Genomic DNA, 18,323 nt, shown 5'->3' with positions numbered 1-18,323 from the left:
ACACCCGCTCCGCTCGCGATATCGCGAGAAGGTCAGGGCGGAACGCGCGAGCCTGCGGCGCGTCCGTGACTGCGCAGCTTCGTTACCTCCTGCTCGGCGGATGGTCACCGACGATTGGCGCAGGTAACCAAAACCGGCCACCTGCGCACCGGAGGATCCCGACATGCGGCTGTCGGTTATCGGATGTGGATACCTCGGCGCGGTGCACGCAGCGGCGATGGCCGCCATCGGGCATGACGTGGTCGGGGTCGACGTCGACTCGGCGAGGATCGAAACACTTGCTGCAGGACATCCGCCGTTCTTCGAGCCAGGGCTCGAAGAACTGATTGGAGAGGGAGTCGCATCCGGGCGTCTTCAGTTCACAACCGACCTCAAGGCCGTGCGCGGGGCTGCCGTCCACTTTGTCGCGGTGAACACACCCCAGGTCAAGGACGGCTACGCCGCCGACCTCACGTACGTGAACGCGGCCGTCCAAGGGTTGCTCCCCTTCCTCTCCCCCGGCGACCTCGTCGCCGGCAAGTCCACAGTGCCGGTCGGCACGGCGGCGACGCTCGCCGAGCGGGTCACGCCGACCGGCGCGACGCTCGTGTGGAACCCGGAGTTCCTCCGCGAGGGCTGGGCAGTGCAAGACACGATCGACCCCGACCGCCTCGTCGCGGGTGTGCCCGCGGGCGAGGAGGGCGAGCGCGCGGCCGACATCCTGCGCGAGGTCTACCACCCCTCGATCGCGAAGAACACGCCGTTCATCGTCACCGACTACGCCACCGCCGAGCTCGTCAAGGTGTCGGCCAACGCGTTCCTCGCGACGAAGATCTCCTTCATCAACGCGATGGCCGAGATCGCCGAGGTCACCGGAGCGGATGTCACGACCCTCGCCGACGCGATCGGACACGACGCCCGCATCGGCCGCCGCTTCCTCGGTGCCGGCATCGGGTTCGGCGGCGGCTGCCTGCCGAAGGACATCCGCGCGTTCTCGGCCCGCGCGGAGGAGCTCGGCCGCGGCGAGTCCGTCGTGTTCCTGCGCGAGGTCGACGCGATCAACCTTCGCCGACGCGACCGCGCCGTCGACCTCGTCGTCACCGCCCTCGGCGGATCGGTGTTCAAGAAGAACGTCACGGTTCTCGGCGCCGCCTTCAAGCCGCATTCCGACGACATCCGCGACTCCCCCGCCCTCGACGTCGCCGTGCGCCTGCACGGCCTCGGCGCGTGGGTCACACTCACCGACCCCGAGGCCATCGAGAACGCCCGCCGCATCCACCCGCAGCTGAACTACGTCGAAGATCGCGACGAAGCCCTGCGCGGCGCCGACGCCGTCATCGTCGTGACGGAGTGGGACGAGTACCGCCGCGAGCTCTCTCCCGAGCACGCGTCGACGCTCGCCAGCGGACGGATCATCGTCGACGGCCGCAACTGCCTCGACGCCGCGGCGTGGCGCGCCGCCGGGTGGGAGTACTACGGCATGGGGCGCCCGTAGCCGACCCTCGGCCAGACCGACCACCGCATGTAGAAGGCGCCGGAGCCCGTGCCCCAACCGATCACCCGCGTCCGGCGAGACCGGATGCGGCGACGCGCCGGACGGCCATCGCCGCCAGCGGGAACAGGAGGATCGACAGCATCCCGGCTCCCACCAGCACCGAGGCGAGCCACGACGGGATGAGCTGCGCGTCGACACCCTGATTGGTGACGGCGACGATGATCGGCAGGCCCGTCGCCCCCATGAGCACGATCGACGCGCGCGTTCTCATACTCGCGCCGGCGGGTGCGGCGAGCAGCGACGGCAGCCCCCGCACGACGAGCAGGGCGATCAGCGCGGCTGGCACAAGCAGCAGCAACCGCGGGTCGGCGAGCAGCGACTGCAGGTCGAACGTGACGCCGGTATAGATGAAGAAGACGGGCACGAGGAATCCGAAGGCGACAGCCTGGATCTTGCTCGCCACCGATGCGCGCAGCTCCGGCGCGGCCCCGCGGATCAGCAGCCGCCACACGATCCCCGCCGTGAAGGCGCCGAGCAGCATGTCGATGCCGAGTGCGACGCTGAGGGTGACGAGGATCCCGAGGATCAGGAACACCACCCGCACCGCGAACTGACCGGAGGTGTGCAGCGTGGAGGAGACGAAGGCGTGGAGCTGCGCTTGCGGTGCGCGCATCGCATACCAGACCGCCCCCGCCGCGACGACGATGAAGACCGCGAGCACGATCGTCGCGTAGCCCGGAGCGCGGGTGCCGAGGAAGATCGAGATCGCGATGAGCGGACCGAACTCGCCGACGGCGCCGAGCGCGCCCACACTCCGGCCGAACGGGGTGTTGAGCTCCCGCGCATCGCTGAGCAGCGGGATGAGCGCTCCGAGCGCGGTCGATGCGAGCGCGATCCCCACCACCACCGCGCCCGGTCCGGGAAGCACCAGCCACCCCACGCCGATACCCAGCGCGATGCTGATCAACCAGCCGCCCACCGCACCGGCCCCGGTGCGGCCGCGGAGCCCGACGAAGTCGATCTCGGTGCCGGCGGAGAAGAACAGCATCGCCAGGCCGAACTGCGACAGCGTCTCGAGGTACGCCTGCGGCTGCGCCCACCCCAGCACCGCGGGGCCGATGACGATGCCGAGCGCCAGCTCGAACACCACCACGTGGATCGGCACCCAGCGCGTCACCACCCGCGAGGCGATCGGCGCGAGCACCGCAACCAGCGGCACGAGCAGGAGGGAGAGGTCCACTGCACCCACGCCGCTCCCCCTCGACTGACTCCACGAAGAGCCGCCCACGCGCGCCCCTCCGGCGCATACCGGTCGAGGCTATCGCGACGCTGCAGACAGGCGCACGCGATGCACCTCGATGCGGGCGGATGCAGCGTTCCGCGACGTGTGCCCGACGCCGCGTGGCGCACCGGCGGCGGGGAGCACTACGGCATGGAGCGCCCGCCCGCCACCGTCGTGCGGTGATCGACACGCGGCCGGGATAATGGCCGCATGTCTTCTTCGGTGACCCGTCGCAACCCGACCGCGTGGTGGGGATTCTGGCTCGGCCTCCTCGGCCTGATCCTCATGCCCATCCCGCTCTTCATCGGCCTGATCCTGGGCGGCGGCCTGTCGCTCGTCGCTGCCGTGCTGACGGTGATCGCGCTGCTGAAGGGCGTCTCCCGCGGCGGCTCGGGCATCGCGCCGGTCGTGTTCGCCGCCATCTTCATCCTGCTGACGTGGGGCGGCATCTCGATCGGCGGCGGCACGATCTGGTAGGCGGTCCCTTCGACCAGCTCGCGGGCTGGCGCCGGCCCTTCGACAGGCTCAGGGACCGGGGCGGCCTCCGACGAGCTCGGGGCCGGCCCCCCATCAAGCTCAGGGACCGTGGCGAGCCTTCGACGGGCTCGGGGGCCGGTGCTCGTCAGTCGTGGTGGTGCCACAGAAGTTCGTGGATGAGGGTGCGGGCACCCGGCCACAGCGGCTCGGGCAGCTCCTCCGCCGGGAACCACGCGAACTCGAGCGCCTCGTTCCGGGCGACGGGCTCGCCCGACATCTCCACGAGGAACGACAGGCCGATTGCATGCTTGCGCGGGTCGTCGCCGAAACGCAGGATCGCCGCATCCGCCGGCTGATCGTCGGGCGGAAACCACTGATAGACATAGGCGGGCTGCGGGTCGTCGGGCAGCTGCAGCTTGACGGCGAGAGTGTCGGCGGCATGGCGCAGGAGCGCCTCGCGGATCGACTCACCGCGGCCGATCCGTCCCCCGAGGTGGCACCACACTTCGCCGAACGGCGAGGTGCGACGGATGAGCCCGAGCTGTTGCTCGGGCTGCGCGCCGGTGAAGTCCCAGCGGCGGGGGACGAAGTCGACGCACGCGATCGGCACCGACTGCTCGACAAGGGCGTAGGTGTCGTCGGGGAGGTAGCGCATACGACCGAGTCTGTCAGCGACGTGTGACAGCCGATCGAGGCAGAGGTTTCGCGGGTGTGGCACCCTTCGACAGGCTCAGGGACCGCCCTTCGACAGGCTCAGGGACCGCCCTTCGACAGGCTCAGGGACCGCCCTTCGACAGGCTCAGGGACCGCCCTTCGACAGGCTCAGGGACCGCCCTTCGACAGGCTCAGGGACCGCCCTTCGACAGGCTCAGGGACCGCCCTTCGACGAGCTCAGGGACCTCCTGGACACCGGCGCGTTGGCCGAAAGATGGGTTCTCGTCGCGCGGATGTGTTCTCGCGAAAAAAGTTCGCGCGATCGGCGGATTTCGGGGGTTCGATGTCGGAGGCCCCGAGTAGCTTTCGGGGTATGGAGAACACCGCCCGACGCGCACCCCATGGGGGTGAGTCGCACGCCTGGACGAGCGCGCGGGTCGATGCGGTGACGGCACGCGCGAAGGCGCGCGCTGCGCTGGAAGCCGCGAACATCCGCGACCTCGCCACGCTCGCGCAGGATGCGATCGCAGCGGGCGACCAGTCGGGATCGCGGTCGTCGCGGGAGCGCGACATGGCGATGCGGTCGCTGGCCGCCGAGCTGGCGCTCGCCACTCATCAGAGCGACCACACCACGCAGCGTCAGCTGTCCGACGCGTACTCGCTCGTGACGTGCTTCCCGGCGACGGTGAGCGCACTCGAGACCGGCCGTATCCAGATGCCGCACGTGGGCATCATCCACCGGATCGGCACCCGCCTCCCCGCGGAGGTGCGCGAAGCGTGGGAGTCCGTTGTCCTCGATTTCGCCGCCGACACGACTCCCGGCCGGACGAATGCGTTCGCCACCGCACTGGCCGAGAAGGTCGACCCGCGCGGAATGACCGACCGGTTCGAGACCGCCAACGCCATGCGGGCCGTGAGCGTCATCGAGCTCGACGACGGCATGGCCCTGCTGCAGGTGCGGCTTCCCGCGACCCTCGCCTACGGGATCAAAGACCGCATCCGCCGCATGGCGAAGCAGCTCAAGGCGGAGGCCGACGCCGAACGCGCCCGCATCGCCGTCGACGAAGCCGAAGCGGCGCGACGGATGGCCGAAGACGTGCTCGGCGGCGCCGCACCCGACCTCCCCGTCTCAGGCGCAGCAGAGCCTTTCATCGCCGACACCCGCAACGCCGACCAGATCCAGGCCGACCTCGTCGCCGACCTGCTGCTCACCGCGGCCCCCGCGATCGACCCGACGCTCGACCGGTCTCCGGGCGGGCTCGGTGCGATCCGCGCGGTGGTGCAGGTCGTCGTGCCCGTCACCACGCTGACCGGTACGACGGACGCCGGGGCGATGCTGAACGGACAGATTCCCGTCGACCCGGCCACCGCGAAGCGCCTCGCCGGCGACGCCCCCGGATGGGACCGGGTCATGTGCCACCCCGTCACCGGCAGTGTCCTCGCCACCGACCGGTACACCCCCACCGCCGACCAGGTGCGATTCCTCCGCGCGCGCGACCAGCACTGCCGCATGCCCGGATGCCGCCAGCCCGCCGTGCGGTGCGACATCGACCACAACCACGAACACCAGCACGGCGGCCGCACCGACGTGTGCAACCTCTGCCACCTCTGCAAACGACATCACACCCTGAAGACCGAGACCGAGTGGACCGTCGAGCAGACCGCGGGAGGGGTGCTGCACTTCACCACACCGCTCGGCCGGCACTACCGGGAAGCTCCACCGCCCCGAGTGATGTTCGTCCCCGATACCGAGCCGCCACCGTTCTGACGCAGGTCCGCGTGACGCCGTCGGCTCGCTCCGCGGCCGGATGCGCGGCCTAGGCTGGCAGCGCAACGCGCTCGCGCCCGGCATCCTCGCCGCGATCACGCTCTTCGTCGCCCCAGCGCTCATCGCCGCAGGCTGGGGCCAGGTGGTGCTCTATATCGTCGCGATCCTCGCCGCGATCGTGGGGTGGTTCGCGGCCCAGGCGAAGCAGTGGGTCTGGGTCGCGGTGTTCGCGGTTATCGTCGTGCTGTGGAACCCCATCTACCCCTGGCCGTGGGAGGGCGGCGTCCGCATCGCGTGGATCGCCGCCCAGCCCATAGCCGCCATCGTGTTCCTCGTCGCCGGCGCGGTGATCAAGGTGCGCCGGGACTGAGGGGCGCTCGGGTCAGCGGGAGTAGGTGCCCACCGTGCGGGCCTGCTGGATGACGTCGTCGCCGTACTGCGCGAGGAACTCCTCGCGCGAGGGCTCGCCCTCGACCCGGCGCGACAGGGCGTACACCCAGAAGTAGTAGTGGTGCTCGCCGTGGCCCTCGGGCGGCTGCGGGCCGTACCACTGGGCGGCACCCGCGCCGTTCGGCGCCTGCCGCACACCCTCGGCGTCGACGTCGAGCTCCGTCGTGTCCGGCGCGATGCCATACACGACCCAGTGCGTGAATCCGTTCGGCAGCGGAGCATCCGGGTCGTGGCAGATCAGCGCGAGCTCGACGGCGTCCTCGGGCACACCCGAGAAGCGGATGCGGGGCACCTCGTTGCCGCCGTCGGCGGTGAACCGGTCGGGGATGCGGCCGAGTTCGTCGAAGTCGGGGCTGGAGATCGTGAGGGTACCGAGCTTGAGCGCCATGAATCGTCCTTTCGAATCGAGAACGACATGGTGCCTCGCGACCCTGTGCGAGAGCGAGGGCTTGCGCGATCAGCCGACCGTGGCCCACGCGACGTCGACGACGCACAGCTCGCCGTCGACCCGCTTGTAGAAGACGTCGCTGGGGATGCTCGTCCCCGCCGCCGGTGCGTCGGTGCGCTGCACGTTGATGCTCCACGTCGGGTCGAGCGGCATCTGATCGCGCCAATGGTGCGCCTGGAAGGCCTCGGGCTCCCCCGCCGACAGCCCCGCGCAGTCCGTCGCGACGCCGAAGTCGGCGACCCCGTCCGCGCACGCGAAGGCCGCACTGTCACCGGATGCGGCGGTCGCGATGAGATCGTCGGTGCGCGCGATCACGGCCGCCCCCTCAGGTCACCAGATCATCGTGTTCACGCTGCAGCCGGTGAGCATGGCCGCGAGGCCTCCACCGGCGACGGCCGTCAGCATCCGACGTTTGGTCTGCATGTCCGAACCGTAGCGCGGCCGTGTTACGACAGCGTGGCGATCCGATGAGACGCCGAGTCCACTCTTGTCGGCGATCGGCGGCTCGGGCATGCTGGGGCGGTGCCGATCCTCGCGCTGCTGACCCTCGCCATCATGATCACGGCGCTGATCGACGCGATCACGCGGCGCGAAGACCAGGTGAAGCACCTCCCGAAGTTCGCGTGGATCATCCTGATCGTGCTCCTGCCGTTCATCGGCTCGGTGCTGTGGTTCACGATCGGGCGCGAATGGTCGGCACCGCGCGAGGCGATGAGCTTCGGCGACCCGCGGCGCTGGTCGGCGGATGCAGCGGCTCCGGCCCCCGCGCCGCGCCCACGGGAACCCCGCTCCACCACGGAGCAGCTGGCCGATCTCGAGCGGGAGATCGAGATCGCCAAGCTCGAGGAGGAGCTCCGGCGCCGCCGAGCGGCGACCGACGACGCCGTCTGAACGCACGGCCGCTGTAGCGCATCCCGGCGCGCCTGTGGGAAGTTCTCGATCCCGCGGGTGGCGGGGCAGTACAGTGGGGCAACCTGCTGGGAGCTCCACCAAGACTCGAGGGAGAGTCTGATGGCTACACTCATCGTCGTTCTGCTCGCCACTTGGCTGATCGTCTCGGTCGGCGCCGGTCTTCTCGTCGGCAGGGGAATCACGCTCGCCGACCGTCGCGACGAGCCGCGCCGCGCGGCCGCGCGACACCTCACGCACGTCTGACCGACCGTCGCTGTCCTCCGAACGGTCGACAGCGGTGGCGCACAGCTTTCTCATAGCGTGGGAGCATCCGCGGTGCGCGGCCTCTCATCCGTGTTCGATCACCTGAGCACGCCGACCGTCTCTGGAGTGCCGCGTGATCCCCAAGCCGGGTGCGCTCGTCGCCGTCTTCGCCGTCACCGTGGCCCTCATCGCGGCCACTCCCGTCGCTGCATCCGCCGCGCCACCGCAGAATTGCCGTCTGCTGCCGGTCGATGTCGACCCCGTCTTGCACTCCGATGCTGCGCGCGCGGAGTTCGGAGTCGATGGGACCGGCATCAAGGTCGGCGTCATCTCCAACTCGTTCGACGCCAACGCCACCTACAGCACCGCGGCGCAGAACGTGCAGCAGGGCCTGCTGCCCGGACCCGGCAATCCCTGCGGATACGAGACGCCGGTCGCCGTGCTGTCCGATCTGCACAACGTCACGCCGACGCCCGACGACGAAGGACGGGCGATGCTGCAGCAGGTGCACGGGGTCGCCCCGGGCGCCGCGCTGTACTTCGCGACGGCCGGCGCCGACCTCGGCGACCTCACCGGGGCCATCACGCTCATGAGGAACGCCGGCGTCGACGTCATCATCGACGACGTCATCCCCCTCACCGAGCCGTTCTACCAGGAGTCGCTCGAGGCGCAGGCCATCGCCGACGCCGTCGCGAGCGGCATCACCTACGTCACGGCAGCGGGGAACAACACCTTGCTCGCCCGGAATCCGGGCACCACCGAGGTGACGCCGGTCGGCTCGTGGGAGACGACGGCGTACCGCCCCGCGCCGTGCGACCCCGGCCTCGTCGTGCCCGCGGTCGCCGGATACACGACTTACGACTGCCTCGACTTCGACCCCGGCCTCGCGGCACCCACCATCACGTCGTTCGTCACCCTCCCGGCCGCGAATGCCGCGGTCGAGGTGAACGGTCGCTACTACGTGAGCCTGCCGGTGGCCATGCAGTGGGCGGAGCCCTTCGGCGAGAGCAAAGCCAAGTTCGAGATGCTGATCTCCCTCGACGGCGCGGCTCCGCTCGTCGTACCCCCGGACGGCGCCACGGACCCGCTGCGCGCGGGCAGTTTCGCCGTGGACGTCACCGACAAGCGCGATCCCACCGACCTCATCCCGGACGAGGTCACGATGGACATCTCGATCGTGCGGTACCTCGACGGCACGAGCGCCACCGACATCACGCCTCCCCTCGGCTTCGTGTTCGGAACCGACGGACCGCAGTGGATCGTCAGCTCCGACATCATGCAGTCGCAGGGCCCCGACACGGTCGGACGCTCGATCGCCGGCCACAACGGCGCACCGGCGGCGATCACGACCGCAGCCTCCGGAGCGTTCGACGACGATCGCCTGGACTACTTCAGCTCGCTCGGCCCGGTCACCTACTACGTGACCCCCGAGGGCGCGACGCCCGCCGGTCCGCTGCCGCAGCCGCAGCCGGTCGGCAAGCCCGACCTGCTCTCAGTCGACGGCGCACGCCAGAACGTCATGGTGGGAGCGCCCACGGCGACCCCGGGCGTCTTCCTCTTCTACGGCACATCGGCCGCCGCGCCGTCGGCCGGAGCAGTGGCCGCGCTCGCACTGCAGCTGAACCCGCAGCTGTCCCCCGCCGAGATCCGGTCGCTGCTCGTGGCGACCGCTGCGCCGCAGCCGTCGCCGTACCCGCTGCTGCCGGCGGCGGTGTCGGTCGGGGCCGGGCTCATCGATGCGCGCGCGATGCTCGATGCCGTGGAGGCTGCGCTGCCGGTGCCCGATCCCGACAATCCGGCCCCCCGACCCGTCCTGGCGGCAAGCGGCGGAGGCGATGCGGCGTCCGCCGGTATCGCGGCGCTCGCACTGGTCGCCCTCGGAGCGGTACTCGTCACGGTGCGCGGTCGCCGGCGTCGCGCCTCCTGATGCGGTCAGCCCGTCCATCGCGACCACAGGTCGGCGATGAGCGGGCCGACCTCGCTCGCACGCTCGGCTGACGCGGTGACGACGACCACCGGCGGCACGACGGCCACCGCGAGTGCGACGAGCACCGCGCACACCGCGAGCACCCACGCCGTAGGCGTCCGACGCCGGGTGATCGCGAGCACGAGGAGCACGAGCACGACGACCGCGCCGAGCGCCGTCGCGCCCACGACCGTGAGCGCCGGGAACGGCACGACGCCCGCGGTCGTGGCGGCGACGCCGGCGAGGAACGCGACGATCGGCGCATACAGGGCGGCCGCGACGAGCGTGACGAGCAGCGCTCCGACGGCCGCGGCGATCAGCACGCCCCGCGGACGAGGCCGGGTCATGATCGCACGTCGCTGATCACGCGCGAGATCCGCCGCTCGACGCGTCGGCGCGCACGCTCACGGCGCCGTCGCGCCTTGGGGTCGTTCCACAGCCGCACGAGCTGGTGGGCGACCGATTCGCGGGTGCGAGCACGCGTGCCCACGGCGTAAGCGCCGAGCACGACGACGGCGAAGATCAGCAGTCTGTTGCGCATACAACGAAGACGCGTCGAGGAGCCGCGTCCTCACGCCTCCGCACGCGTTCCCACGGAACGCCCAGGCACTCAGGGCTGATCAGATGAGGCTGCTGATGCGCGGGCCGGCAGCGGCACCGACCTCGTCCCCTGCGATGTAGCGGAGCTCGATGCGCGTGTCGCGCAGCAGCTGCACGAGCGTCGGGCGGACGACGAGCGACCCCCGGCCGTTCTCGTCGAGCACGGTCGAGTCGCGGACGCTGCCGCAGGTGAGCGCCTGCACCGTCGCGCCGGGGCTGCCCGAGACGTTCAGGCGCACCTCCGTGATGAGGTCGTCCCGCAGCACCACCTCGGACGAGGCGATCGTCGGACTTCCCTCGGGAAGCACCGGCGTCGGGTCGGGAGTCGGCGTGGGATCCGGGGTGACCGTCGGGTCGGGAGTCGGCGTCGGATCGGGAGTCGGCGTCGGATCGGGAGTCGGCGTCGGATCGGGCGTCGCGGTCGGCGTAGCCGTCGGCTCCGGCGGCGCGGGCGGCGGCTCCGGCGTCGCGGTCGGCGTCGGGAGCGCGGTCGGCGGCTGCGGCGCGGGCGTCGCGGCCGGGGTCGACGACGGCGTGCTCGGCCGCGGCGCGGGCGACGCGGGCGCAGCGGTCGGTGCGGGCGGGTCGGGAAGGGGCTCCGTGGCGGGCGACGTCGCGGAAGCCGTCGGTGACGGCGTCGCGGGGGCGACCGGGGTCGCGGCGGTGGTGGCGGTGACCGGCGCCGGCGCGACCGGGGCGGCGCCGGCGCGCGCGTCGGGCTGCAGCGCGAGGAGCGAAGCGCCGGCGACGAGCGAGACGCTCGCCGCGAGCGCCGTGATCGCCGCGGTCACACCGCCGACGGCGCCGGACGCTGCGGCACCGCTCGACGCCGCGGCCGCACCGGATGCCGCGGGCGCTGCCGAGAGGCCGCCGACCGCGGGAGCCGCGGGCGCGAGGGCCGCCGCATACGCGGAGCCGTCGCGCAGGGCGCCGAAAACCGCGCCCGCGGCGGCGCCGCCGACGACGAGCGGCAGGAGCGAGAACGCGAGGCGCTTCGACACGTGCGTGGCCTCGGCGGCGACGGCGGCGCAGCGCTCGCACTCGTCGAGGTGCGCGGTCATCCGCGCGCGGTCGCGGGCGCGGAGGTTGCCGCGGGCGTAGGCGCCCATGTGCTCGAGCGCCCACGCGTGCTCGCCGTCAGCGCCGTCGGCAACGATGTGCTGCTGGATCCAGGCCTCGCGGAGCCCCTCGCGCGCCCGGAACGCGAGCTGCGCGACCGCCGTCGGCTTCATGCCCAGCAGCGGCGCGATCTCGGCGGGCTTGAGCCCCTCGACCTCGGTGTACCAGAGCACCTCCTGCCAGCGGGCGGGAAGGGCGGCGAACGCCTCGGTCGTGAAGCGCCGATCGAGCGTCTCGTCGGACGTGTGCGCTTCGGCGTCGGGGTCGGGGACGGCTTCGAGGTGCTCGATGCCGACGTCCTGGCGGCGCCGTCCCCACCCGGCGGCGGTGTTGCGGATGGCGGTGAAGAGGTAGGCGCGGAACGAGCCGGTGGGCCCCCCGCCGCGTTGGAGCGAGTGGAAGATGCGCACGAACGCCTCCTGCACGAGGTCGTCGGCGTCGATGGACGAGGTGACCGCGCGCGCGACGGTCAGGCCCGACACGTAGTGGCGGCGCCACAGGTCTCCGAACGCGTCGGCGTCACCCGCGCGCGCACGCGAGACGAGCTCCGCGTCCGACATCGGAACCTCATCGTCGGTCTCGAGCCAGACGTCACTATGCACCATGTCGACACCCCCACTGACACGCGCCCCCCGGCTGCGTGCGACATGTGGTCTTATTGTCCCCCATTTGGGGGACGGAAAGGTGCACTTGACAAGATCCCCTCGATAGGGGGGACCTGGCGGCACGACGGGGACGCTGGAATCGCAGCGGAAAGAATTCGCGTCACCCGCGTAATAGATCGCGGGGGGCGGGGTCTCATCTGTGGGGAAAGCGACATCAGACCGTCTGGGGAACGGAATGAGTCACGACGCTCATCATTGGGGGCCGCATGCGCGGCTGAGCGTCGCCAGCGGGGCCCGGAACCTCCCCGAAGAGGATCCGGGCCCCGCTTCCCTGTCTGGGGGCGGCGTCCGCGCTCAGGCGCGGGTGTCGGTGCTCACGACCGAGAAGTCTGCTCCGAGCTCGATCTCCATGCGGCCGCCGTCGGTGAGCCGCAGGGTCGCCTCGTACGGCGAGGCCGTGTCGTCGTCCGCCTCGACCTCGAGGATCGTGCCGTCGGCCTCGGCGAGCGCGGCGCGCACGATCGCGTCGACCGTCGCGTCGTCCAGCGCGTTCGCGGGCGCCGAGTCGTCGTCGTCGGTCTCGGTGCGCACGACGCGCGCGTCGCCGCTCGCGGGCACGAGCACCTCCGTCTCGCTCGTCCCGGTCTCGAAGCGCACCTCCCAGTCGCCGCCGCGGCGGGTCTCGATGCGCGTCACGACGCCCTGCACGTCGGAGACGGCGCTGGCCTTCGCGACGATGCCCGTCAGGGTCGCCGCATCCGCCGCACCGGCCTCGGCGCTCGGGCCGGTTCCCGGACCGGTGCCGCCGCCGGGGCCCTCTGCCGGGCCGCGGTCGTCGTCACGTCCGGGGCCGCGCTCGTCGCCGCCGGGGCCGCCGGGGAGCTCGCGGCTGTCGGAGACCCGCGGGCCGTCGAAGCCGTCCGGGCCGTCGTCGGACAGCGCGGCGCCGAGGGCCGCTCCCCCGCCGACGAGCACGAGCGCGGCGAGGACGCCGCCGCCGGCGATCGCCCACGTCGATCCGCGCTTGTGGAGGGGCTTCTTCGCCGGCTCGGATACGGCGGGCGCGGCCGCGGGCTGCGGCGTGTCCGTGTCGGCGGGCGTCGGGAAGGGGCGGGTCTCGTCGTTGTGGTCGGAGGGCGTGTTCTGGCTCATGGTCCCATCGTGCGAGCGGGGCGCTGAAGCCACCCTGAAGCAGTCTGAAGGCGGCTTCAGGAAGTCGGCAACACGACCGTGAACCGGGCGCCGCCCCATCGCGAGGCGTCGACGTGGATGCTGCCGCCGGCCGCGACGACGATGCCGCGCACGATCGCCAGGCCCAGGCCGCTGCCGCCCGCATCGCGCGCGCGGGCCTCGTCGAGCCGGACGAACCGGTCGAAGACGCGCTCGCGCTCGCTCTCGGGGATGCCGTCGCCATCGTCTTCGACCGTGAGCACCGCCGCGCCGGCGTGCTCCACGACGCCGATCGCGATGCGGCTGCGCGCGTGACGCGCGGCATTGTCGGCGAGGTTTCGCGTGACCTGGCCGAACAGGCGCGGATCGCCGTGGACGCGCGCCGGTCCGACGCCCGCGGTGTCGACGTCGGCGCCGCCCGCGCGCAGCCGCGCTGCCTCGGCGAGCGCGAGATCGTCGAGGTCGACCTCCTCCCGCCGCAGGGGCGCGCCCTCGTCCAGCCGCGCGAGCAGCAGCAGCGACTCGACGAGGTCCTGCAGGCGCAGGCCCTCGTCGCGCACGACCGCCGCGAGCTCCGCGGTGTCGACGGCCTCCGGGTGCGCGGCCGCCGTCTCGGCGTGCTGGCGGATGGTCGCCAGCGGCGAGCGCAGCTCGTGCGACGCATCCGAGACGAACCGCCGCTGCGCGCGGGCCGCCGCATCCAGGCGGTCGAGCATGCCGTTCATCGTGCCCGCCAGCGCCGCGATCTCGTCGCCCGAGTCGGGCACGGGGACGCGCCGGTCGAGGCGGTCGCCGCGGATCGCAGCCACCTCGGCCCGGATGCGCTCGACCGGTCGCAGCGCCCGGCCGACCACGAGCCACGTCGTGAGGCCGACGACGACCGTGAGGAGGGGCACCGCGGCCAGCAGCAGCAGGCCCACGGTGCGGAGGGTCTCGTCGTTGCTCTGCAGCGAGACGCCGGCGACCACACGCGTGTCACGCTCGTCCTCGCTCACGACGAGCACGCGCTCGCCGTCCACTCGTGTGATGACCGGGTCGTCGCTCACGGGCAGGCGCACGCCCTCGGCCTCGTCGGTCGTCGCGATCACCGCGCCGGTCCGTCCGTCGATCACCTGGGCGATCTCGTCGTCGCCGATGCCCTCCAGCACGTCGCCTGGCCGCTGCCTCGGTCCCGGACCATCGCCTTCGAGACGCGCGGCGATGCCCTCGACGCGCGACTGGGCGGTCGCGAGCGCCGATGCGTCGAGACTCGCGCTCAGCGCCCCGTAGAACACCAGCGCACCCACGGCGAGCGCGAGCCCGACCACGACCGTCGCGAGGATCGTCGTGCGACCCCGCAGCGACCGGAACCGGCGCCGCGGCTCAGCCACCGTCGGCCGCCAGCCGGTACCCCGCGCCCCGCACCGTCTCGATGCCGGCGCGACCGAAAGGCCGGTCGAGCTTGCGGCGCAGGTGCCCGACGTACACCTCCACGATGTTCGGGTCGCCGTCGAAGTCGTCGTCCCACACCGCGTCGATGACGTCGCGCTTGGACAGGACGTGCCCGCGATGGCGCATGAGGTGCTCGAGCACCGCGAACTCGCGACTCGTCACGGCGACCTCGGTGTCGCCGCGCCACACGCGTCGTGCGCCGGGGTCGACGCGCAGATCGCCCGCCTCGAGCACCTGCGGCCGCGGCACGGCGCCGCGCCGGATGAGCGCGCGCAGCCGCGCCACGAGCACGACCGACGAGAACGGCTTCGTGACGAAGTCATCCGCCCCCGCCTCGAACGCCTCGACCTGGTCCCAGTCGCCGTCCTTCGCGGTGAGCATGAGCACGGGCGTCCAGTCGTCGTCCGCCCGCAGCGCCTCGCACACCTTCCAGCCGCTCATGCCCGGCATCATGAGATCGAGCACGATCGCGTCGTAGCGGTTCTCCCGTGCCCGCCACAGCCCGTCGACGCCGTTGTGCGCGACGTCGACCGCGAACCCCTCGGCCTCGAGCCCGCGTCGCACGCCGTCGGCGAGACGCACTTCGTCGTCGACGACCAGGATCCGCATGTGCCCAGTCTGGCGTGCGGATGCTGAAGCAGCCCTGAAGCGCCGATCCGCCGATGTCGGAGGCCCGGCGTAGGAAGGAAGGGTGGCCGAGCGCACCCTGCTGCAGATCTCCCGCATCTATGCGGAGGAAGCGGCGCTCGCGCTGCCGCGCGGGCAGGAGATCCTCGGCCGCTGGCCCGGCGCCGAGGTCGTGCCGGTCGCGTCGCACTGGCGGATCCCCGAGCGTACTGCCACGTGCCGCGGCGGAAGGGCTACAGCAACCCGGTCACCGTGTTCACGAACATCGACGAGATCACGCGGCATCTCGCCCGTCATATCGCCACGCAGGGCGCGAAGACCGAGGCGAACCAGTGCGACCCCGATGCGTGGGTGTACGACATCGGCGAGAACGGCGACTGCTCCGTCGAGACTGCGAGGGTCACCGACATCCGCACGTCCCCGATCGCCGAGCGCATCGCGGCGATCAACGACTTCGTCGACGCGGGATACGAGGTGCACGTGAACTTCTCGCCCGTGATCCTCACGCCGACGTGGCGTGCCGACTGGGAGGACCTGTTCGCGCAGCTCGACGCCGCACTGCACCCGCGCGCCAAAGCGCAGCTCGCGGCCGAGGTGATCTTCCTCACGCACAACGAGGGGCTCCACGAGGTCAATCTCGGCTGGCACCCGAAAGCCGAGAAGCTGCTGTGGACACCGGCCGTACAGGAGACGAAGCGCTCGCAGAACGGCGCAGAGAACGTGCGCTACCGCCACCCGCTCAAGGCGCAGAGCGTCGCGGCGCTCGGCGACCTCATGGCGCGGACGATCCCCTACTGCCGCATCCGCTACGCCTTCTGAGCGGGCGCGGCTAGCGTGAGGTCCATGCGTTCCGTCCCCCTCGGCTCCACCACCGCCCCCAACGTCGTCGCCGGCATGATGCGCATCGCCGACAAGAGCGACGAGGAGATCCGCACCCTCGTCGCCACCGCCCGGGACGCAGGCATCGACTTCTTCGACCACGCCGACATCTACGGCCGCGAGCTGCACGAGTGCGAGCGGCGGTTCGCGGAGGCGCTCCGGCTCTCGCCGAGCGAGCGCGACGCCCTCACGATCCAGACGAAGGCGGGCATCGTCAAAGACGGTCCGTCCTTCGACTTCTCCTACGAGCACATCGTCGCGTCGGTCGACGGGTCGCTCGCGGCGCTGCGCACCGACCGCATCGACGTGCTCCTCCTGCACCGACCCGACGCGCTGGTCGAGCCCGACGAAGTGGCACGCGCGTTCGACGAGCTCGAGGAGTCCGGCAAGGTGCGGGCGTTCGGAGTGTCCAACCACACGCCCCGCCAGATCGAGCTGCTCCGCTCAGCCGTCCGCCAGCCGATCGTCGCCAACCAGCTGCAGCTGTCCATCCCGCACGCGCACATCATCGCCCAGGGCCTCGTCGCCAACACGGATGACGACGGCGGCGTCACGCGCGACGGCGGCGGCGTGCTCGACTACTGCCGGCTGAACGGGATCACAGTGCAGGCCTGGTCGCCGTTCCAGGGCGAGGACGGCGTGTTCCTCGGCTCACCGCGCTATCCGGAGCTGAACGCCGTCATCGACGAGATCGCCGCGCGCCACGACGTGCCGGCGATCGCGGTCGCCACGGCGTGGATCACGCGGCATCCGGCCGGCATGCAGGTCGTCCTCGGCACCACGACCCCGCAGCGCGTGGCCGACGCCGCGCTCGGCTCCGCCCTGGAGCTGAGCCGGCCGGAGTGGTACGCGCTGTTACGAGCCGCAGGTCATCGCGTGCCCTGATCCCGCATCGGGCGGATGCGCAGGATCACGCGCGATCCGTCGCGGCGCTGCAGCCGTCGCACCAGTCGCTCGAAGCCGAGGATCGCGCGGTACTGGAAGCCGTACTTGCGCGCGAGCGCGCGGTTCGCCGCGGCGTCCCCGTGGTGCGCTCGCTCGTCACGACGAGCTCGTCGCCGTCGGGCGCGATCCACACCGGCACCCCCACCTCCTCGCCGCTGCGCTTGGTGGTGCCGAGGAGGACGAACGGGGCGGCGGAGGCGGCGGCCCACGGCTGTGAGGTCATCCCGCGACGCTAACCTGCGCCGCTCTGACGCCGCCGGGGCTTGTCAGAGCCACTTCTTCCACTTGAACACGCCCCACAGCGTGACGGAGGTCACGAGCATGAGCGCGAGCGCCATCGGGTAGCCGAACGTCCAGTGCAGCTCGGGCATGTTGTCGAAGTTCATGCCGTAGATGCCGGCGACGAGCGTCGGGCCGAAGAGGATCGCCGCCCAGCCGGAGATCTTCTTCACCTGCTCGTTCTGGCTGAGCGCGGTCTCGGTCTGCCGCTGCGTCACCAGGGTCGCGTTCACGGTCAGCGCGTTCTCGAGGATCGAGCGGATCGAGCCGAGCTTGTCGGTGATGCGCAGAACGTGGTCGTGCACGTCGCGCAGCGACCGCTGCAGCTCGAGGTCGACGTGGTACTTGTCGGCGCCGCCGCGCAGCGCGTCGAGCATGCCCCGCAGCGGCTCCGTCGCGCGCTGGAAGATGATGACCTCGCGCGAGAGGTCGTAGATCCGCCGCGACAGCTCGGCGCCGGCGTCCGAGAACAGCTGGTCCTCGATCTCGTCGACGTCGTTCTGCAGACCCGCGCACACGGGCTCGTATTCGTCGACCACCTCGTCGAGGATCGCGTAGAGCACCGCCTCGGGGCCGAGCGAGAGCAGATCGGGCGAGTCCTCCATGCGCCGTCGCACCCGCGCGAGGTCGGGCGCCTCGGCGTGGCGCACCGTCACGACGAAGTCGGGACCGACGAAGACGTGCAGCTCGCCGAATTCGACCGTCTCGGTGGCATCGAGGTAGCGCGCCGGGCGCAGCACCGCGAAGAGGATCTCGCCGTAGCGCTCGAGCTTCGGCCGCTGGTGGCCGCCGAGGGCGTCTTCGACGGCGAGCGGATGCAGCGAGAACTCCGCCGCGACGCGCTCGAGCTCTTCGCGCGTCGGCCGGAACAGGCCGATCCACGCCATGCCGTGCTTGGCCCGCATGTACTCGAACGTGTCGTCGAGGCTGTCCGGGTTCTCGATGCGGTGTCCGGAGACGTACACCGCGTTGTCGATGATCGGCACGACCCCAG

21 protein-coding genes are annotated in these 18,323 nt (G+C 71.6%); 9 read left to right on the top strand and 12 right to left on the bottom strand.

From position 1 onward, the window contains the following. The first annotated feature begins 163 nt into the window (after positions 1-163). A complete protein-coding gene (locus EI169_RS03810; protein ID WP_125131146.1) occupies positions 164-1,474 on the top strand; it encodes a UDP-glucose/GDP-mannose dehydrogenase family protein in 1,311 nt (436 codons plus the stop codon). A 61-nt stretch (positions 1,475-1,535) separates the two neighbouring features. Here EI169_RS03810 and EI169_RS03805 read toward each other — a convergent pair whose 3' ends face one another. Then, entirely contained in the window at positions 1,536-2,723 is a 1,188-nt protein-coding gene (locus EI169_RS03805) for a cation:proton antiporter (RefSeq protein WP_125131144.1), read from the bottom strand. Between the two features lie 243 nt (positions 2,724-2,966). On the opposite strand from EI169_RS03805, the gene EI169_RS03800 reads away from it, so the two are divergent. After that, positions 2,967-3,233 (top strand): hypothetical protein, encoded by a 267-nt coding sequence (locus tag EI169_RS03800; RefSeq protein ID WP_125131143.1) that lies wholly within the window; start codon positions 2,967-2,969, stop codon positions 3,231-3,233. Positions 3,234-3,378: 145 nt separating this feature from the next. Here the strand turns inward: EI169_RS03800 and EI169_RS03795 are convergent, their stop codons facing one another. Beyond that, on the bottom strand, positions 3,379-3,888 hold the full coding sequence (locus EI169_RS03795) for a DUF4916 domain-containing protein (RefSeq protein ID WP_125131141.1): 510 nt from the start codon (positions 3,886-3,888) through the stop codon (positions 3,379-3,381). Positions 3,889-4,260: 372 nt separating this feature from the next. On the opposite strand from EI169_RS03795, the gene EI169_RS03790 reads away from it, so the two are divergent. Next, positions 4,261-5,655: an HNH endonuclease signature motif containing protein gene (locus EI169_RS03790; protein WP_164515421.1), complete on the top strand. Its 1,395-nt coding sequence runs from the start codon at positions 4,261-4,263 to the stop codon at positions 5,653-5,655. 40 nt (positions 5,656-5,695) lie between these two features. After that, positions 5,696-6,025: a DUF6804 family protein gene (locus EI169_RS03785; RefSeq protein ID WP_125131137.1), complete on the top strand. Its 330-nt coding sequence runs from the start codon at positions 5,696-5,698 to the stop codon at positions 6,023-6,025. 12 nt (positions 6,026-6,037) lie between these two features. Here the strand turns inward: EI169_RS03785 and EI169_RS03780 are convergent, their stop codons facing one another. Both EI169_RS03780 and EI169_RS03775 read right to left on the bottom strand, forming a co-directional pair. After that, positions 6,038-6,493: a YbhB/YbcL family Raf kinase inhibitor-like protein gene (locus EI169_RS03780; RefSeq protein ID WP_125131136.1), complete on the bottom strand. Its 456-nt coding sequence runs from the start codon at positions 6,491-6,493 to the stop codon at positions 6,038-6,040. A gap of 69 nt (positions 6,494-6,562) precedes the next feature. Beyond that, positions 6,563-6,868, bottom strand: coding sequence for a hypothetical protein (locus EI169_RS03775; RefSeq protein WP_125131135.1), 306 nt, complete (start codon positions 6,866-6,868; stop codon positions 6,563-6,565). A gap of 207 nt (positions 6,869-7,075) precedes the next feature. On the opposite strand from EI169_RS03775, the gene EI169_RS03770 reads away from it, so the two are divergent. The 3 genes from EI169_RS03770 to EI169_RS03765 all read left to right on the top strand — a co-directional run bounded on the left by EI169_RS03770 (position 7,076) and on the right by EI169_RS03765 (position 9,635). Next, positions 7,076-7,444, top strand: coding sequence for a PLD nuclease N-terminal domain-containing protein (locus tag EI169_RS03770; protein WP_125131134.1), 369 nt, complete (start codon positions 7,076-7,078; stop codon positions 7,442-7,444). A gap of 120 nt (positions 7,445-7,564) precedes the next feature. Beyond that, positions 7,565-7,708: a hypothetical protein gene (locus EI169_RS16515; RefSeq protein WP_164515420.1), complete on the top strand. Its 144-nt coding sequence runs from the start codon at positions 7,565-7,567 to the stop codon at positions 7,706-7,708. Positions 7,709-7,841: 133 nt separating this feature from the next. Beyond that, a complete protein-coding gene (locus EI169_RS03765; RefSeq protein WP_125131133.1) occupies positions 7,842-9,635 on the top strand; it encodes a S8 family serine peptidase in 1,794 nt (597 codons plus the stop codon). Positions 9,636-9,640: 5 nt separating this feature from the next. Here EI169_RS03765 and EI169_RS03760 read toward each other — a convergent pair whose 3' ends face one another. From EI169_RS03760 to EI169_RS03735, 6 genes are all read right to left on the bottom strand, one after another. After that, on the bottom strand, positions 9,641-10,021 hold the full coding sequence (locus EI169_RS03760; protein ID WP_125131132.1) for an MFS transporter permease: 381 nt from the start codon (positions 10,019-10,021) through the stop codon (positions 9,641-9,643). Beyond that, positions 10,018-10,215, bottom strand: a complete 198-nt coding sequence (locus EI169_RS03755; RefSeq protein WP_125131131.1) for a hypothetical protein — start codon at positions 10,213-10,215, stop codon at positions 10,018-10,020. Before EI169_RS03755 ends, EI169_RS03760 begins: the two co-directional genes overlap by 4 nt. Before the next feature lie 79 nt (positions 10,216-10,294). Then, positions 10,295-11,998: a sigma-70 family RNA polymerase sigma factor gene (locus EI169_RS03750; protein ID WP_125131130.1), complete on the bottom strand. Its 1,704-nt coding sequence runs from the start codon at positions 11,996-11,998 to the stop codon at positions 10,295-10,297. 354 nt (positions 11,999-12,352) lie between these two features. Further along, positions 12,353-13,150, bottom strand: a complete 798-nt coding sequence (locus tag EI169_RS03745) for a hypothetical protein (protein ID WP_125131129.1) — start codon at positions 13,148-13,150, stop codon at positions 12,353-12,355. Positions 13,151-13,206: 56 nt separating this feature from the next. After that, positions 13,207-14,538 (bottom strand): HAMP domain-containing sensor histidine kinase, encoded by a 1,332-nt coding sequence (locus EI169_RS03740; protein ID WP_164515419.1) that lies wholly within the window; start codon positions 14,536-14,538, stop codon positions 13,207-13,209. Further along, positions 14,531-15,208, bottom strand: coding sequence for a response regulator transcription factor (locus EI169_RS03735; protein ID WP_125131128.1), 678 nt, complete (start codon positions 15,206-15,208; stop codon positions 14,531-14,533). Before EI169_RS03735 ends, EI169_RS03740 begins: the two co-directional genes overlap by 8 nt. Positions 15,209-15,442: 234 nt before the next feature. On the opposite strand from EI169_RS03735, the gene EI169_RS03730 reads away from it, so the two are divergent. Together EI169_RS03730 and EI169_RS03725 are read left to right on the top strand one after the other, a co-directional pair. Then, positions 15,443-16,045 (top strand): spore photoproduct lyase family protein, encoded by a 603-nt coding sequence (locus EI169_RS03730; protein WP_240640593.1) that lies wholly within the window; start codon positions 15,443-15,445, stop codon positions 16,043-16,045. A gap of 24 nt (positions 16,046-16,069) precedes the next feature. Beyond that, positions 16,070-16,990: an aldo/keto reductase gene (locus EI169_RS03725; protein ID WP_125131127.1), complete on the top strand. Its 921-nt coding sequence runs from the start codon at positions 16,070-16,072 to the stop codon at positions 16,988-16,990. Between the two features lie 25 nt (positions 16,991-17,015). Here the strand turns inward: EI169_RS03725 and EI169_RS03720 are convergent, their stop codons facing one another. Together EI169_RS03720 and EI169_RS03715 are read right to left on the bottom strand one after the other, a co-directional pair. Then, on the bottom strand, positions 17,016-17,273 hold the full coding sequence (locus EI169_RS03720; RefSeq protein ID WP_125131125.1) for a hypothetical protein: 258 nt from the start codon (positions 17,271-17,273) through the stop codon (positions 17,016-17,018). 43 nt (positions 17,274-17,316) lie between these two features. Then, positions 17,317-18,315, bottom strand: a complete 999-nt coding sequence (locus tag EI169_RS03715; protein WP_125131123.1) for a magnesium and cobalt transport protein CorA — start codon at positions 18,313-18,315, stop codon at positions 17,317-17,319. Between the last annotated feature and the right edge of the window lie 8 nt (positions 18,316-18,323).

Origin of the sequence: Microbacterium sp. 10M-3C3 (assembly GCF_003931875.1) — a bacterium.
Lineage (GTDB): Bacteria > Actinomycetota > Actinomycetes > Actinomycetales > Microbacteriaceae > Microbacterium.
This window is presented reverse-complemented; position numbering and strand designations above follow the sequence as displayed.